17 protein-coding genes and 1 tRNA gene are annotated in these 15,646 nt (G+C 69.2%); 11 read left to right on the plus strand and 7 right to left on the minus strand.

The genetic code is table 11. The annotated features are described in order from the left end of the window. Positions 1-292: 292 nt before the first annotated feature. The 4 genes from JNJ68_RS14900 to JNJ68_RS14915 are packed head-to-tail and all read left to right on the plus strand — an operon-like array spanning position 293 to position 4,632. Positions 293-670, plus strand: a complete 378-nt coding sequence (locus JNJ68_RS14900; protein ID WP_294983316.1) for a response regulator — start codon at positions 293-295, stop codon at positions 668-670. Next, positions 667-927 (plus strand): hypothetical protein, encoded by a 261-nt coding sequence (locus JNJ68_RS14905; RefSeq protein WP_294983263.1) that lies wholly within the window; start codon positions 667-669, stop codon positions 925-927. The genes JNJ68_RS14900 and JNJ68_RS14905 overlap by 4 nt, the downstream gene beginning before the upstream one ends. 1 nt (position 928) lies before the next feature. Then, positions 929-3,610: an ATP-binding protein gene (locus JNJ68_RS14910; protein ID WP_294983264.1), complete on the plus strand. Its 2,682-nt coding sequence runs from the start codon at positions 929-931 to the stop codon at positions 3,608-3,610. A gap of 53 nt (positions 3,611-3,663) precedes the next feature. Further along, positions 3,664-4,632: a FliM/FliN family flagellar motor C-terminal domain-containing protein gene (locus tag JNJ68_RS14915; protein WP_294983266.1), complete on the plus strand. Its 969-nt coding sequence runs from the start codon at positions 3,664-3,666 to the stop codon at positions 4,630-4,632. 129 nt (positions 4,633-4,761) lie between these two features. Here the strand turns inward: JNJ68_RS14915 and JNJ68_RS14920 are convergent, their stop codons facing one another. Further along, a complete protein-coding gene (locus JNJ68_RS14920) occupies positions 4,762-5,187 on the minus strand; it encodes a TIGR01244 family sulfur transferase (protein WP_294983267.1) in 426 nt (141 codons plus the stop codon). 150 nt (positions 5,188-5,337) lie between these two features. Between JNJ68_RS14920 and JNJ68_RS14925 the strand changes: the two genes are divergently transcribed. The 3 genes from JNJ68_RS14925 (at position 5,338) to JNJ68_RS14935 (ending at position 7,719) form a co-directional block, all read left to right on the plus strand. Then, positions 5,338-5,670 carry a TraR/DksA family transcriptional regulator gene (locus tag JNJ68_RS14925; protein WP_294983269.1) on the plus strand — a complete coding sequence of 111 codons (333 nt, stop codon included), beginning with the start codon at positions 5,338-5,340 and terminating at the stop codon, positions 5,668-5,670. Continuing rightward, a complete protein-coding gene (locus JNJ68_RS14930) occupies positions 5,667-5,873 on the plus strand; it encodes a hypothetical protein (RefSeq protein WP_294983270.1) in 207 nt (68 codons plus the stop codon). Before JNJ68_RS14925 ends, JNJ68_RS14930 begins: the two co-directional genes overlap by 4 nt. A 79-nt stretch (positions 5,874-5,952) precedes the next feature. After that, entirely contained in the window at positions 5,953-7,719 is a 1,767-nt protein-coding gene (locus JNJ68_RS14935) for an enoyl-CoA hydratase-related protein (RefSeq protein WP_294983271.1), read from the plus strand. A gap of 9 nt (positions 7,720-7,728) precedes the next feature. Here the strand turns inward: JNJ68_RS14935 and JNJ68_RS14940 are convergent, their stop codons facing one another. Beyond that, positions 7,729-7,944 (minus strand): hypothetical protein, encoded by a 216-nt coding sequence (locus tag JNJ68_RS14940; RefSeq protein ID WP_294983273.1) that lies wholly within the window; start codon positions 7,942-7,944, stop codon positions 7,729-7,731. A 146-nt stretch (positions 7,945-8,090) separates the two neighbouring features. Between JNJ68_RS14940 and JNJ68_RS14945 the strand changes: the two genes are divergently transcribed. Further along, entirely contained in the window at positions 8,091-8,345 is a 255-nt protein-coding gene (locus JNJ68_RS14945) for a DUF2312 domain-containing protein (RefSeq protein ID WP_294983275.1), read from the plus strand. Here the strand turns inward: JNJ68_RS14945 and JNJ68_RS14950 are convergent, their stop codons facing one another. Beyond that, positions 8,346-9,218, minus strand: a complete 873-nt coding sequence (locus JNJ68_RS14950) for a hypothetical protein (RefSeq protein WP_294983277.1) — start codon at positions 9,216-9,218, stop codon at positions 8,346-8,348. A 97-nt stretch (positions 9,219-9,315) separates the two neighbouring features. On the opposite strand from JNJ68_RS14950, the gene JNJ68_RS14955 reads away from it, so the two are divergent. Continuing rightward, positions 9,316-10,974, plus strand: a complete 1,659-nt coding sequence (locus JNJ68_RS14955; RefSeq protein WP_294983279.1) for an iron ABC transporter permease — start codon at positions 9,316-9,318, stop codon at positions 10,972-10,974. Positions 10,975-11,016: 42 nt separating this feature from the next. After that, a tRNA-Thr gene (locus JNJ68_RS14960) sits at positions 11,017-11,092 on the plus strand. A gap of 31 nt (positions 11,093-11,123) precedes the next feature. On the opposite strand, the gene JNJ68_RS14965 is transcribed toward JNJ68_RS14960, so the two are convergent. The 4 genes from JNJ68_RS14965 to JNJ68_RS14980 all read right to left on the minus strand — a co-directional run bounded on the left by JNJ68_RS14965 (position 11,124) and on the right by JNJ68_RS14980 (position 14,892). After that, positions 11,124-11,462, minus strand: a complete 339-nt coding sequence (locus tag JNJ68_RS14965) for a TfoX/Sxy family protein (protein ID WP_294983281.1) — start codon at positions 11,460-11,462, stop codon at positions 11,124-11,126. An 81-nt stretch (positions 11,463-11,543) separates the two neighbouring features. Beyond that, on the minus strand, positions 11,544-12,755 hold the full coding sequence (locus JNJ68_RS14970) for a multidrug effflux MFS transporter (RefSeq protein ID WP_294983283.1): 1,212 nt from the start codon (positions 12,753-12,755) through the stop codon (positions 11,544-11,546). After that, positions 12,752-13,399 (minus strand): DsbA family oxidoreductase, encoded by a 648-nt coding sequence (locus tag JNJ68_RS14975; RefSeq protein WP_294983284.1) that lies wholly within the window; start codon positions 13,397-13,399, stop codon positions 12,752-12,754. Before JNJ68_RS14975 ends, JNJ68_RS14970 begins: the two co-directional genes overlap by 4 nt. Further along, on the minus strand, positions 13,396-14,892 hold the full coding sequence (locus JNJ68_RS14980; protein WP_294983286.1) for a class I adenylate-forming enzyme family protein: 1,497 nt from the start codon (positions 14,890-14,892) through the stop codon (positions 13,396-13,398). Before JNJ68_RS14980 ends, JNJ68_RS14975 begins: the two co-directional genes overlap by 4 nt. A 64-nt stretch (positions 14,893-14,956) precedes the next feature. Between JNJ68_RS14980 and JNJ68_RS14985 the strand changes: the two genes are divergently transcribed. Next, complete coding sequence (locus tag JNJ68_RS14985; protein WP_294983288.1) at positions 14,957-15,580, plus strand: XRE family transcriptional regulator; 624 nt, start codon at positions 14,957-14,959, stop codon at positions 15,578-15,580. Positions 15,581-15,646: the final 66 nt, after the last annotated feature.

Genomic DNA, 15,646 nt, shown 5'->3' on the forward strand with positions numbered 1-15,646 from the left:
CCGATCTCCCGCTGGCTTGTGCCCCGGCGATGCTCGGCAAAGATCACCGCCCGCTCACCCCCATCCAGATGCAGCCCCCGCCTCTTCATCGCAACCCCCCTCCAAACCTCACGTGTTGCGGTTCATTCTAGAGGAGAAGAATCCTTAACCTTTGGCGGGACGCTCCTCGTGCGCCTTCGGCTTCTCCTCGGCCGCGAGGAATGACGAAGTGCGCGACGAGCGGCCTTTGACAGCCGCGATGCTTGCCGCCAATACTGGGGCAGGGCGGCCCGAGACCGTCCGGGGGGAACCAGTGGCGCCGCATGTCCTTCTGATCGAGGACGAACCGAACATCGCCGAGGCGATCCGCTTCCTCCTGTCCCGCGACGGGCTGCGCGTCAGCCATGCGACCGAGGGCAGGGCCGCGCTGGGGATGTTGCGGCAGGACCCGCCGGACATGGTGATCCTCGACCACATGCTGCCGGGCCTCTCGGGGCTGGAGATCCTGACGGCGATCCGCGCCGACCCGACCAGCCGCGACCTGCCGGTGATGATGCTGACCGCGCGAGGGCGCGACCGCGAGATGGCGGAACGCGCCGGGGCCGACCGCTTCATGACCAAGCCCTTCTCCAACGCCGAAATCCTGGCCGAGGTCCGGGCGATGCTGGGTCGGGGGCTGGGCCACGGATGAGGCGGCCGAAGCGACCGCTGTTCCTGGCCCGCGCGCCCTACCGGCGGCGACGGCTGCGCGATGCGGCGCGGCTTCTGCCGGTGCTGGGTGCGTTCCTGCTGCTTCTGCCGCTTCTCTGGGCGCCGGAGTCGCGGATGTCGCTCAGCTCGGGCGACGTGATCTATTTCTTCTCGGTCTGGCTGCTGCTGATCGGCCTCGCCGCCGTCTTCGCCTCGGGGCTGCGCAGTGGCGACGGCACGGACGAGGAGGAGGACTGAGGTGCCCTTCAACCTGCTGGTCCTGGCCTGTTTCCTTTACGTCGCTTTCCTGTTCACCGTGGCCTTCGTGGTCGAGGGCCGGGCGGCGAAGGGGCGGCTCGGCTGGCTGCGCTCGCCGCTTGTATACACGCTCTCGCTGTCGATCTACTGCACCGCCTGGACCTTCTATGGCGCGGTCGGCTATGCGGCGCGATCCGGGCTGGAGTTCCTGACGATCTACTTCGGCCCGACGCTGGTCTTCGTCGGCTGGTGGTGGCTTCTGCGCAAGCTGGTCAGGATCGGGCGGCAGCACCGGGTGACTTCGATCGCCGACCTGATCTCCTCGCGCTACGGCAAGTCGAACACGCTGGGGGTGATCGTCACGCTGATCGCCGTGGTGGCCGCGACGCCCTATATCGCGCTGCAGTTGCAGTCGGTCGTGCTGTCCTTCGGCGTCTTCGCGAGCGCTGCGCCGGACGGGTCGCGCCCGCTCGACCCCGGGCAGATCGCGGTCTGGGTGGCGGCGGGGCTGGCCTTCTTCACCATCCTCTTCGGCACCCGCAACCTCGACGCGCGCGAACAGCACCACGGCATCGTCACAGCCATCGCGGTCGAGGCGGTGGTGAAGCTGGTGGCGCTCTTGGCGGTGGGCAGTTTCGTGGTCTGGGGCATCGCCGGGGGCGTGGCCGAGGTGATCGCCCGGATCGACGCGGCGGACCTGGCCGCCTGGCAGGTCGCGCCGGGGCGCTGGACCGGGATCACCGTCCTGTCCGCCGCCGCGGTGATCTGCCTGCCGCGGATGTTCCAGGTCATGGTGGTGGAGAACGAGGACGAAGGCCATCTGGCGCGGGCGAGCTGGGCCTTCCCGCTGTATCTGATGGCGATGAGCCTGTTCATCGTGCCCATCGCGGTGGTCGGGCTGGAGCGGATGCCCGCAGGCGCGAACCCCGACATGTTCGTCCTGACCCTGCCGCTGGCCGAGGGGCGCGGGGGGCTGGCGATGCTGGCCTTCCTCGGCGGGTTCTCCTCGGCCACCTCGATGGTGATCGTCGAATCCATCGCGCTTGCCACGATGATTTCCAACCATGTGATGATCCCCCTGTGGCTGCGCCTGCGTGCGGGGGCTGCCGAGGACGACCTGCGCCAGGTCGTGCTGATGGCGCGGCGGCTGGCCATCGCGGCGGTGCTGGCGCTGGGATACGGCTATTACCATGTCTCGGGCGGGTCGGCGGCGCTGGCCTCCATCGGGCTGGTCGCGTTTCTGGGCGTGGCGCAGGTGCTGCCCGCGCTGCTGGGCGGCATCTTCTGGCGCGGGGCGACGCGGACGGGGGCGATCCTGGGGCTGGTCACCGGGTTGGTGGTATGGGCCTATACCTCGTTCCTGCCCTCCTTCGGCCCCGGCGCGGTGCTGCCCGAGGCGGTGTTCGCCGAGGGGCTTCTGGGCTTTGGCTGGCTGCGCCCGCTGTCGCTGTTCGGCACCGAGGCGATGGACCCGATCATCCATGCGCTGTTCTGGTCGATGGCGCTGAACGTGCTGGCCTTCTGCGCGGGCTCGCTTCTCACCTTTCCCGGCCCGGTGGAGCGGTTGCAGGGCGCGGCCTTCGTCAATGTCTTCGAGGGCGCGGTCGGCCCGCAACGCTGGGCGCGCGGGCGGGCGGAGCCGGAGGCGCTTCTGGGCATGGCGCAGCGCATCCTGGGCGAGGAACTGGCGCTGCCTCTGTTCCAGTCCGAGGCGCGGGCGCAGGGCAAGGAGGGCTTCCTGCCCGACCCGACGCCCGGTTTCCTCGATGCGCTGGAGGCGCGGCTGTCGGGTTCGGTCGGGGCGGCGACGGCGCATGCGATGATCGGCCAGCTGGTGGGGCGGGCCACGGTCACGGTCGAGGACCTGATGGCGGTGGCCAGCGAATCGGCGCAGATCCTGGAATATTCCGCCCGGCTGGAAGCGCGGGAGACCGAGCTGACCCGCACGGCGGGCGCGCTGCGTGAGGCGAACGAGAAGCTGATGCAGATCTCGTTGCAGAAGGACGCTTTCCTCAGCCAGATCAGCCACGAACTGCGCACGCCGATGACCTCGATCCGGGCCTTCTCGGAAATTTTGACCGAGGGCGACCTGCCGCCGGATCTGGTGATGCGCTATGGAAGGATCATCCATGACGAGGCGAAGCGGCTGACGCGGCTTCTGGACGACCTCCTGGACCTGTCGGTGCTGGAAAACGGCGCGGTGCAGCTGACGGTGGGGCTGGCCAGCCTGCAGGGCATGATCGACACCGCGCTGACGGCGGCGCGGGCGACGCGGCCCGAACGCGAGTTCCAGGTGATCCGCGACCTGCCCTCCGAGACGATCTACCTGAAGACCGACGCCGACCGGCTAACCCAGGTCTTCATCAACCTGATCTCGAACGCGCGGAAATACTGCGATGCGGCCCGGCCCGAGCTGCGCATCGCCGTGCGGCACAAGGGGGGCCGGGTGACGGTGGATTTCGTCGACAACGGCAAGGGTATCGCCAAGGACAGCCAGGCGCTGATCTTCGAGAAATTCTCGCGCCTGACCGATGCCAACCGCGCCGGGGGGGCAGGGCTGGGTCTGGCGATCTGCCGCGAGATCATGCAGAATCTCGGCGGATCGGTCGCCTATGTGCCTGGGCAAGGGGGCGCGGCCTTCCGGGTGACGGTGCCCCTGCGGCTGGAGACGCTGGCGGCTTAACCGCTTGTGAAGGATGCGCGCATTAAGGTTCTGGCCATGGGGAAAGGGCCGCCATGACCGCCGCATCGACTGACGTGATCCGCCGCAAGATCGACCGTGCCCGCCCGATACAGGCGGAAGGCGCGCCGGGGGCCGACCGGGGCTGGCGGCTCGCGCTGGCCCGGGCGGCGCGGGATGCGATGGGGCTTGACCTTGACTTCCGCAGCCTGACCATCGCGAGGGCCAGCCTGGCCGAGATTCTGGACCTGGTGCCGGACCGGGCGCTCTTGGCGCTGCTGGACGGGCCGATGGGTGGACTTGGGGTGATCATGCTCGCGCCGATGGTCACCGCGACCTTCATCGAGAAGCAGACGTTGGGGTGCCTTTCGACCCAGCCGCCCGGGCTCCGCAAGGCCAGCCGGATCGACGCGGCGATGGTGGCTGGCGTAGTCGACCGGGCGCTTGCGGGTCTGGACGAGGTGCTGGTGGAAGAAGCTGATCTCGCCTGGGCCGGGGGGTTCCGCTACGCCAGCTATCTGGAGGATGCGCGCCCCCTGGCCCTGATGCTGGAGGAAGCCGAATACCGCGTCCTTTCGGCCGAGGTGGCGCTTGGCGGCGGCGCGCGCGAGGGTGCGGTGGTCCTGGTGCTGCCCGCGGTCGGCCGGGGGGACAGCCCCGCCTTGGCCGCGAACGAGACCGCGGGCGAGGCGCCGCAGTTCGCTGCCGCGCTGTCGGCGCAGGTGATGCAGGCCGATTGCCGACTGGATGCGGTGATCGGGCGGCTGGTGCTGCCGCTGCGGCAGATCATGGCATTGGCAGTGGGGGAAACGCTGCTCCTGCCCTTTGCGGCCCTGGACGCGGTGTCGCTGGAAACGCCGGACGGGCGCCATGTCGCCCCGGCCAGGCTGGGCCAGCACCGGGGCATGCGCGCCCTGAAGCTGAGCGAGGCGGTCCCCGTCCGGACGGCAGCGCCGGTGCCGCTCAGGTCCCCGGCGCAGGCCCTTCCGCCGGACACGGGCCCGGAACTGCGCGCGACGGGGTAGGGGAGTCGTCGCAGCCGGGGTCGCTCGTCGTGCGTCTTCGACTTCTCCTCGCAGGGTCACACCGAGAGCCGGTGGGCCAGATCCAGAGCGAGGAGTGCACGAAGTCACCGACGAGCGCGCCGGAAAGGGTCAGCCCTTCGCCAGCGCCTCGATCTGCGGGCGCAGGTGGTCGAGCTGGTAGCCGAAACGGGCGGGCAGGCCGACCAGCTCGTCCGCCGGGCGCTTGCCGGCATTCGCGAGCGCCCAGACGATCGAGGAGCGGTTCCCGCTGGCGCAATAGGCGAAGACCGGCCCGGTCGAGGTGGCGATCGCCGCGCGCTGCGCCGCCACGTTCTCCAGCGTGAGCTGGCCGCCGATCACCGGGTTCGCCACGAAGACCAGCCCCAGCGCCTCGGCTGCCTTGCGCATCTCGGCAGTGTGCAGATGTGGCGGGATCTCGCCATCGGGGCGGTTGTCGATTACCGTGACATAGCCCGCCGCCTTGATCGCGGGCAGGTCGCCGGGTTCGATCTGCGGTGAAACGGCGTAGTCGGGGGTGATCGCGCGGATGTCCATCTTTCTCTCCACTGGGTGCACCACCGGGGGCGCGGGGCCGGAATCGCGGCGACCTTAGCCAGCTTGCGGCAAAAGCGGAAGCGCCGTTGACTTGGGTCAAGGCGTGCCCGGGCCAAGCTGTCTAAGGTTGCGAAGAAACAGGAGGAACCGATGCAGGGCAACCTGACCACGCCGATCCCGGTCCGCAAGGCCCAGCTCTTGAAACGTCTTGGCGAACTTGGCGCCCGACTGGAAGCGATCGAGGAAGAGCTTGATTCGCACCAGAACCCCGATTGGGAAGAGCTGGCGACCGAGCGCGAGGGAGACGAGGTTCTCGAAGCCACCGGCAATGCCGGCAAGGCCGAGATCACCCAGATCCGCGCGGCGCTGAAGCGCATCGAGGACGGCAGCTATGGGGACTGCGTCCGCTGCGGCGAGCCGATTGCCGAAGCGCGGCTCGACGCCTTGCCCTGGACCCCTCTGTGCCGGAGTTGCGCGACATGACTGCCCGCAAGACCCAACCAAAGCCCGCCGACCTCGTGCGCGGCGAGGCCGAGCTTCTGGCCGCCGGATTCGAATTGCAGCATCAAGGGCTTGAGCTTCTGCTGGCGGAAATGCGTGCCCTTGCGGCGATGATGCCGGGCGAGGATTCGCGGCTGCCGACGGATGCCGAGGTCGAGGCGGGTTTCGACAACATGCCGATCTGAGCAACCCGGCGCGTGCGACCCTTGTAAAGTGGTCGGGGTTGTTTCTAATTTGACCCGAAATCCGGGCAAGGGAACGGCAATGTCCGCAGAAGGACTGAAGGTCGAGCGGCGGGACGGGATTATCATCCTGACGCTGGCCCATCCGCCGTCGAATGCGCTGATGCCCGGTCTGCGGACCGGTCTGTTGCAGGTGATCTCTGCGCCGGAAGCCTGGTGCCGCGGCATCGTGCTGGCGGCGGAGGGGCCGAACTTTGCGAGCCACCTGCCGCTTCAGCCGGATGCGGAAGAGCCCACGCTGGCCGATCTGTGCCGCGCGGTGGCCGACTGCCCGGTTCCGGTGGTGGCGGTGCTGAAGGGTCTGGTCGTCGGCCCCGGCGCAGAGTTGGCGCTGGCCGCGCGCGCGCGTCTCGGGGCGCCGGGGCTGAAGCTCGCCTTCGCCGAGGTGACACTGGGCCTTTGCCCCTGCGGGGGCTCGACACGACGGCTGCCGCGGCTGATCGGGGCCGGTCCTGCGCTGCGGCTGCTCCTCTCGGGCCGGGCGGTTCCGGCGGCGGAGGCCCTGGCGCTGGGGCTGATCGACGGCATCACCGAGATGGCGCCCGTTGCCGCGGCGGTGCGGCTCGCCGGGGCATTGGCGGTGGGCGACCTCCTGCGCCGGGAAGAGCCGGATGCGGTGGCCTGGGCGACCGCGGTGGCGGAGGCGCGCGGTGCCTCTGCCACGCAGGGGCTGGCGGCGCGGCGGATCGTCGATTGCGTCGAGGCGGCGCTGGTGCTGCCAGCGGAGAATGCGCAGGAGTTCGAGGCCGTCGCGCGCAGCGATCTGGAGCAGAGCGAAGAGGCCATCGGCCTTTGCGCCGCCGCCCGGGCCGAGCGGCGGGCTCTGGCGCTGCCGCCGGTCCTGAACCGATTGCAGGCGCTGTCGATCGACCGGATCGGCCTTGCGGGGCTTGCCCCCGACCTGGCGCGGATCGCGGTCGTGGCGCTGTCGCGCGAGTTGGCGGTGACCTGGTCCTTCCCCGACGATCTTGCGCGCGATGCGGGTCTGGCAGCGGTCGAGGCGGGCATCGAGGAGGGTCGGCGCGAGGGGCGGCTCAGCGCCGATCGCTCCCATGCCATGCGCGAGCGTCTCTTGGCGACAGAGGTGCCGCTGACCGAGTCCGCGCTGCCGTTTCTGGTGGCGGACCACCCGCTCGCCCCGCCGCATGAGGCCGTGCAACCGGGAGCGGCGCGGCTGGTCCTTGGCGGACAGGAGGGCGAGATGGGGCTTGCCCTGTCGCTGGCGGGGCGGGTCTGCGAGGTGACATTGCCCCCCGACTCGCTGCCCCTGGCGCGGGCCACGGCGCTGGCCGGGCTGCGGCGCATGGGGTTGGCGCCGATCCTCGTCGGCCATCGCCCGGTGATCGGCGCGCGGATGGCAGATGCCGGGCGGACGGCGCTGGCCTGGATGGTGGCGCGCGGTGTACCACAGAGGATGATCGCCGCCGCGCTGGCGGAGTTCGGCGTCCGGCTGCCCGACCCGGTGTCGGTCGAGGTGCCGACGGTCCTGCGCGCCATGTCGGCGGGCGAGATCCTGAACCGCTGGCTTTCGGCGCTGGTCAACGAGGGCGCGCGCCTTATCGACGAGGGGATCGCCCGGCGGCCTTCGGACATAGATCACCTGATGGTGGCGGGATACCATTTCCCCCGCCGCCGGGGCGGGCCGATGCACCAGGCCGACCGTCGCGGGCTGATGGCGCTGCGGCGCGACCTGCGCGCCTGGGGCGCCGAAGCCGCGCTCTGGAGCCCGGCGCCGCTGATCGACCGGCTGATCCGCGATGGCCAGAGCCTTGCCACGCTGGACGATTGAGCGGCAGGGTCAGCCGAGCAGGATGCCGGTGACGACCGCGGCCAGACCCAACGCCGACAGGCCCACGGCCGCGAGGTTGATCACGACGACGCGCTGCAACTCGGCCCGCATCGCGGCATCGTCGAGCCCGGCGCGCTTGGCGCGGGCCGCGCGCAGGATGCAATAGACCAGCCCGATCAGTCCGGCCAGCGTCAGCGCCGTGCCCGCCCAGATCAATCCCTGCATCGCTGTTCCCCCGTCCCGCTTTCCGGTCCAGCTAGCCGGTCTTCGCCCGTCCTGCAAGCAATCCGCGGCCGACCCCCGTTCCAGCCTTGAACCCGATCCCCGCGACGGGGTAGGAACCCGCGACCAACCCTTTCCAGAGGACCGCCATGGCCGACGCGACCGATCCCTATGCCGTCACTGCCGACGAGCTGCGCCAGTTCATCGAACGCTTCGAGCAGCTGGAGGCGGAGAAGAAGGACGTCACCGAACAGCAGAAAGAGCTGATGGCCGAGGCCAAGGGCCGGGGCTATGACACCAAGGTCATGCGCAAGGTGATCGCGCTGCGCAAGCGCAAGCCGGACGAGCTGGCCGAAGAGGAGGCCGTGCTCGAGGTTTACAAGGCCGCGCTGGGGATGAGCTGATCAGGGCTCGATCAAGGTGACGCCGGGCATCCCGGCGATGTGCCCGATATCGGCCAGGTAGGAATGGGTCATCCGCTCGACCAGGGCGTCGGTCCAGCCGGGGACAGTGATCTCGTCGGACAGCTGGTCGGGGCGGCCGAACTTTTCCAGGAAGGCGGTGACGATCCGGCGGCGCTGGAGCACCGATTGCGGCGGGTGTTCGGCGCAATAGGCGTGGAAGCGCGCCAGGCCCGCCTCGGTCAGAAGCTGCGCCAGAAGCTCGTCGGAATCCTCGAGCACGAGGTCCGGATGATGCCCCGCGACGGCCTGCAACACCTCGGGCCAGATCAGCGGGGTGTCCTCGTCGCACCAGACGGTCAGCGGAACCCCGGGATTCTCGGCCTTGATCTGGTGGATGGTGTCGGACCAGCGCAGCGAGAGCGGATCGACCTCGCGCAGGATGTCCTCATGCCCCTTGGCCTGCGCGCGCTGGCGCAAATCGGGCAGGAAGGTCGCGGGGTTCCGAAGTGCGAGGTGGAACTCGGCCTCGCAGTCGGGAAAGATCTGGGTGAACCCGCGCAGCCGCTGGCCGCCGTTGCCGTAGAGGATCTCGCCCACCGCATAGGCCGGAAAGCTGAGGAAACTGGTCCAGGACAGGATCAGCCGGTCGGCCGGACCCTCGTCGATGATCTGGTCGAGGATCATCGCCTGAGTGTCCTGCGAGGCGGCGGCGCCGCGCAGCTGGGTGGCCGTATCGCGCAGAAGCTTGCGGTAGCGGGTGGGAGAAGGCACGGCGATGCCTGCTTCGGCCAGGCTTGCGCGGTTCTTCAACAGGCAGCGGACCAGCCGGTCCTCGTCGGTGCAGTGGGCACCCAGGTGGTAGACGATGCGCATCGGGCCTGACTTTTCGGCACGGGTGTCCCGGCCCCGCGGCGCGACTATACGGGCTTTTCTGGACAGTTAAACCGCTTTCCTGTAACCGGGGGCCAAGATGTCCGACCGTTTCGCTCAACTGCCGCGCCGCGGCCTGTTTCCCCGGCCCGACCTCTGGACATTCGGCGCGGTGCTGATCGCGGCGGTGGTGCTGGCCCCGGTCCTGTCGATCGCCTGGATCGCGCTGAACCCGACGGAAAACATCTGGCCTCATCTGATGGCGACGGTCCTGCCACGCTATCTGGGCACTACGCTCATGCTGATGGCGGGGGTGGCGGCGCTGTCGGCGGCGATGGGCACCGGCGCGGCCTGGCTGGTCTGCCAGTACCGCTTTCCGGGACGGGACTGGCTGGCGCAGGCGCTGCTCTTTCCGCTGGCGATCCCGGCCTATGTCGGAGCCTATGCGCTGGTCGATCTTTTGGATTATGCCGGTCCCGTGCAGGCGGGGCTGCGCGCCGCCTTCGGCTGGACCTCGGCGCGCGACTACTGGTTCCCCGAGACCCGGTCGCTACCGATGGCGATCCTGGTCCTGTCCTTTGCGCTTTACCCTTACGTCTACCTCCTCGCCCGCTCGGCCTACCGCGAGCAGTCGGGCCGGGCCTATGAGGTCGCCCGCGCGCTTGGTTGCGGACCCTGGGCCCTGTTCCTGCGCATCGGCTGGCCTCTGGCCCGCCCGGCGATCGCTGCGGGGGTGGCGCTGGCGCTGATGGAGACGGTCGCCGATTATGGCACGGTCCTGCATTTCGGGGTGCAGACCCTGACGACAGGCGTCTTTTCCACCTGGCTCAACGGCGGCAATGCCGGGGGGGCGGCGCAGATATCCGGGGTGATCCTGGTGCTGATCCTCCTGCTCGTCGGGCTGGAACGGGCGGGGCGGGGCGGGGCGCGGTTCCACCGGCTTGGCCGCAGCGCGCAGCCCGTCGAGCCGCAGGCGATCCTCGGCCCCGGACGCTGGGCGGCGACGGTTCTGTGCCTGATCCCCTTCGCCGGAGGCTTCCTGCTGCCGGTTGGCGTCATGCTGGTGCATACGGCGGCGGCGCCCGAGGGCTGGCTGGCTCCGGGGCTGGCGGAGGCCCTGGTCAATACCATCGTCGTCGCGGGTTTGGCCGCGCTGGCCACCGTGGCGGCGGCGGTCTTCCTGGTCTATGCGCTGCGGATGAAGGGATCGAGGCTGGTGCAGGGGCTCTTGCCATTGACGCTGATCGGCTATGCCGCACCGGGGGCAGTGCTGGCGCTGGGGCTGTTGCTGCCGCTGGCGGCGCTGGACCACCGGCTGGCCGATGGCGTGCTGGCGCTGACCGGCTGGGACCCTGGGCTGATGATCACCGGCACGGCCTTTGCACTGGGGCTGGCCTATCTGGTGCGCTTCTTCGGCATCGCGCAGGGGGCGGTGGATGCGGCTTTCGGCCGGGTGTCGCCGTCGCTGTCGATGGCAGCCCGCTCGCTCGGGCGCTCGGCGACGGGGACGCTGGCCTCGGTCTACCTGCCGCTCATGCGCGGCTCGGTGCTGACCGCGCTTCTCGTCGTCTTCGTCGATTGCGTGAAGGAACTGCCCGCGACGCTGCTCTTGCGCCCCTTCAACTACAACACGCTCTCGACGCGGGTTTTCGAGCTGTCGAGCCTGGAGCGCCTGTCGGAAGCTGCGCCCGCCGCGCTTCTGGTGATGGCCGTGGGCCTGATCGCCGTGGTCGTCGTCGCCCGCAGCCAGCAGGACTGAGCCCTTGCGTCGCCCCCGGCCCGGGGGTATCTGGAACGGGTGGCCCCTATAGCTCAGCTGGTAGAGCATCTGATTTGTAATCAGAGGGTCGGGGGTTCAAGTCCCTCTGGGGGCACCACTCCTTCCTTGCGATGCCGTTCGTGGGCCGCTTAGCGGCGCTCGATCACGCCCAGGAAGCTGAGCGTTTGCTCAAGGTCGGCGCGCAGCTTTGCGTCGGATCGGTTGAACCCGGCGCAGAGTCTGTCGAAACGTTTGCGCAGGGTCTTCTTCTCCTCGCCCTTGCAGTCGTTCCAGGGGCGGCCCTGCAACCCCATGACCAGAACGTAATAGCCGATGAAATGCGGGCGCGACCCGCTTTCCAGAAGACGCCGGTAGGCCACGTCCGCGCCAAGGTCGCGGATTTCCTCGGCGCTGGTGATGCCGGCGCGGGCGAAGGCCAGTTCCGAGGCGGGGCCGAGGTTCGGGATCGAGGAGACGGGGCTGGGCATGAAGGCCGCGGAATGAGAACAAAACGGGGACATCCTTGCGGCTGGCCCCGGCGTTGTCAATGGGCGCAAGCGATCGTCCGGTCAGGCCGCGGGGCGCGGTTCCCCCAGTGACACACGCGCCAGGACGAGCGCGAGCGCGACCAGCATCGCGACACCGGCCAGAAGCGGGGTCGACGTGCCGTCGAAGGCCAGGCCCAGTGGAATGGCAAGGGCGACCGATCCGACCGTCGCGGCGGAGGAGATCACCGAGGCGGCAAGGCCCGCGATGTGGCCCACGGGTTCCATCGCCAGTGCATTGAGGTTGCCCATCGTCAGGCCCATCATCGAAAACAGCCCGATGCACCACAGGATCTGGATCGCGAAGCCGAAGGTCCCGTGCAGAAGGCCGCTGCCCAAGATGGCGAGGCTGAGAAGCGTCAGGGCCAGCATGGCCAGATAAGTGTGCTGGACGATGCGGCGCATTCCGAGCGTCATCACGAATCGTGTGTTCAGCAGGCTGCCCGCCATCGAGGTGACGGCAATCAGCGCGAACCAGAGCGGAAAGCTGTCGGCGCGATTGAACTGCTGCTCGAATATCCCCTGCAACGACGAGAGCGTGCCGAACAGCGCGGCCAGGGTCAGGGTTTGCAGAAGGATCGAGACCAGGACGATGCGATGGGCGAAAAGCTCGCCCGTCGCCCGCCAGAGGTCGCCGAGATGCAACGGGCGGCGGTGCTCCGGCGCGAGCGTCTCGGGCTGGCGGAGACCGAGCCAGAGCATCGTGAAGCCGGAGAAGAGGATGTAGGCGAGGAAGATCGAATGCCAGCCGCCGAGCGCGATGATCCCCTGTCCCATCAGCGGTGCGATGGCGGGGACGATGGTGAAGATCGCCATCGCGAAGGACATGATCCGCGCCATCTCGCGCCCCGAATGGAGGTCGCGCACCATGGCGATGGAGACAGTGCGCGGCGCGGCGGCGGCGAGGCCCTGGAGGAGGCGGGCGGCCAGCAGCACCTCCAGCGAGGGGGCGAAGTAGCAGGCCATCGCGGCAAGGGCGTAAAGGCCGGAGCCGACGAGGATCACCCGCTTCCTGCCGAAGGCGTCGGAGAGCGGGCCGGTGAAAAGGGTACCTACGCCCATGCCGAGCACGAAGCTGGTGACGACCAGCTGCGCGGCGTTGGGCGCCTCGGGCGAAAGGGTGGCGGCGATCTCCGGCAGCGCGGGCAGCATCGCGTCGATGGAAATGGCAATGGTGGCGAAGAGCATGGCGACGAGCGCCACGAATTCGCTCTGGGAGATTCTGGCTTGGGTCACTTGGCCTGGCCTGCGAGTTCGGCGATCACCTTCTCCCAGGTCTCGGGAGGTTGCGCTCCGCTGACCACGTACTGCTGCGCGATGAGGAAGGTCGGGACGGCGTTGACGCCCTTGTGGCGCGCATCGCGGTCGCGGGCCAGGATGTCGTCGGCATCGGCGTCGGAGTGCAGGAGCCGCAGCGTGGCCTCACGGTCCATGCCGTTTTCCCCGGCAATGTCGGCGAGAGTGTCCAGGTCGCCGATGTCACGGCCTTCCACCCAATAGGCGCGCATCAGGGCGGTGACGACGGGGGATTGCACGCCCTCGATCCCGGCCCAGTGGATCAGGCGGTGGGCGTTCAGCGTGTTCGGCATCCGCTGCGGCTTGTCGGGGTTCATGTCGACCCCGGCTGCCTTGGCCACTTCGCGCAGGCGGTCGTGGACGGCGTCGACGCGGGCCTTGCCGCCGAATTTCTCTTCCAGGTAGGCGCGTTTGGCGACGCCTTCGGCGGGCATGTCGGGATTCAGCTGGAACGGGTGCCACTGGATCTGGAACGGGTGGTCGGGGTGCTGCGAGAGCGCGCGGTCGAGGTTGGCCTTGCCGACATAGCACCAGGGGCAGACCGGGTCGGAGAAGATGTCCAGACGGATCGGGGCGCGGGTCATTCTTGTCTCCTGTAGCGGGCGGCGAGCCCCTTGCGGATCAGCTTGCCGGTTCCGGTGCGGGGCAAAGCGTCGAGGCGCTGGTAGTGCCTTGGCTGCTTCCAGCGGGCAAGGGCCTTTTCGGCGCATTGGCGCAGAAGGGTTTCGTCGATGGCGCACGATGACTCGTAGAAGAGTGCGAGGATCGTGGTGCCGGGGGAGGGTTCGACTTGTGTTGCCGCGCAGGCCGCGAGACCGGGGAGGTCATGGAAGGCGGCCTCGATTTCGGCGGGCGAGACGCGGAAGCCTCCGGCGTTGAGAAGGTCGTCCTTGCGACCCAGATGGGTGATGGCGCCGTCAGCGGCCATGGTTGCGGCATCGCCGGTGCGGAACCATGGGCCTTGCGGCGGTGGGTGGCCGATGTAGCCGCGCATCAGGCCGGGGTCGGCGGTGGAGACGGCGAGTTCTCCCGGCTCGCCGCGCGGGACGGGGTGGCCGATGTCGTTCAGGATCGCGATGTGACGGCCGGGCTGGGCATAGCCTGTCGTGCCGCGGGGCGCGGCGCGGGAGGGGGAGCCGGAGAGATAGGTGGAGCACTCCGACATGCCGAGGGCTTCGTGCAGGTCGGTTCCCGTGCGGGCGTGCCACTGCTCACGGAGGGCGGGGGGCAGGGACTCCCCGGCGCAGAGGCCATGGCGGAGGTGGGGGAGCGGCGGGAGTTCGGCGCGCAGAAGTTGGCGGTAGACGCCCGGCGCGGCGGCGAGGATCGTGGCCTTCGAGCGGTCAAGCAGCGCGGGGAGGGCAGAAGGCAGCGTTCCTGCGGCGGGTATCAGGGCGGTCGCCCCAACCGTCCAGGGGTCGAGGAGGCCGGTGCCGAGGGTGTAGGTCCAGTTCAGCGCGCCAGCGTGGAGCAGCCGGTCGGTCTCGGTCAGGCCCTCCCAGTGCTGGTGCATGTTGGCGCGGGCGAGGATGGCGCGGTGGGCGTGGCTGACGGCCATCGGGGTGCCGGAGGTGCCGGAGGTGAAGACGATGTAGGCCTCTCGGTCCGGGTCGCCGAAGTGGAGGGGCGCCTCGGGGAGGGCCGCCCAGGACGCGAGTTCGGGGGCAAGGAGCGGGGCGGGATGGTCGGGGAGCGCGATGCCCGGCTCGGCGGCGATCAGCTTCGGCTGGGCGAGGGCGGCGAGTTTGGTGATCTCGGGGCTGGTCAGGGCGGCGGAGGTCGGGACCGGGACGAGGCCGGCCCAGATGGCTCCGAGATAGAGCAGCGGGAAGGCGAGGGTGTTGCCGAGGCGGAGAAGGATGCGGTCGCCGGGGGTGAGGCCCTGGGCGAGCAGGGCGGTGGCGCAGCCTTGGGTCAGGCGGAGGAGCTGGGCGTAGGTGAGGGTTTCGTCACGTTCGGCGTGGAGGATGGTCAGGGCGGGCTTCTCGAAGCTTGCCGCGCGGGAAAGGACGTGGCCCGCGAGGTTGAGATCCTGCGGGACCGTCGGGAAGGGGCGGGTGTCGATCTCGGAGAGCATGAGGAAGGGGTAGGGAGGCTGCGCGACAGTTGCAAGCGGGGGGAGGCTCGACTATCGGGGACATATGAAGCTGACCGATCCGAAAAGCATGATCCGCGTGGCGCGCGAGGCCGGGGGAGAGGCTCATGTGGAGCCGTTGAACCTGGGCGAGCGGGTGCGTGAGCTGCGCCGGTCGCTTGGCTGGACGCTGGAAGAGGCGGCGGGCCGGGCGGGGCTGGCGCGGTCGACCCTGTCGAAGATCGAGAACGGGCAGATGAGCCCGACCTACGAGGCCTTGAAGAAGCTGGCAGGGGGCCTGTCGATCAGCGTGCCGCAGCTGTTCACCCCGCCCTCGAAGCAGCAGGTCATGGGCCGGATGGCGGTGACGAAGCTGGGCGAGGGCCAGGCGCAGGCGACCGTGACCTATGAGCACGAGCTTCTGGCCGCGCACCTGACCAAGAAGCAGATGCTGCCCTATCGCGCGACGGTCCGCGCGCGCGACATGGACGAATTCGACGGCTGGGTGCGCCACGACGGCGAGGAATTCCTCTATGTCCTGACCGGGGTGATCCGGCTTTACACGGAATTCTACGAGCCGGTCGAACTGCGCCGGGGCGACAGCGCCTATTATGACGCGGCGATGGGGCATAATGTGATCAGCCTGTCGGAAGAGGATGCGACGATCCTCTGGGTGACATCGCTGGTCTGAAGCGTTTGATCTGGCTCATGGCGCGGTCCGGCAGTTTCGGCTAGCCAAGGACAACCGGAGCCTGCG

The sequence above is a fragment of the Tabrizicola sp. genome (assembly GCF_016793705.1).
Classification (GTDB): Bacteria; Pseudomonadota; Alphaproteobacteria; order Rhodobacterales; family Rhodobacteraceae; genus Tabrizicola.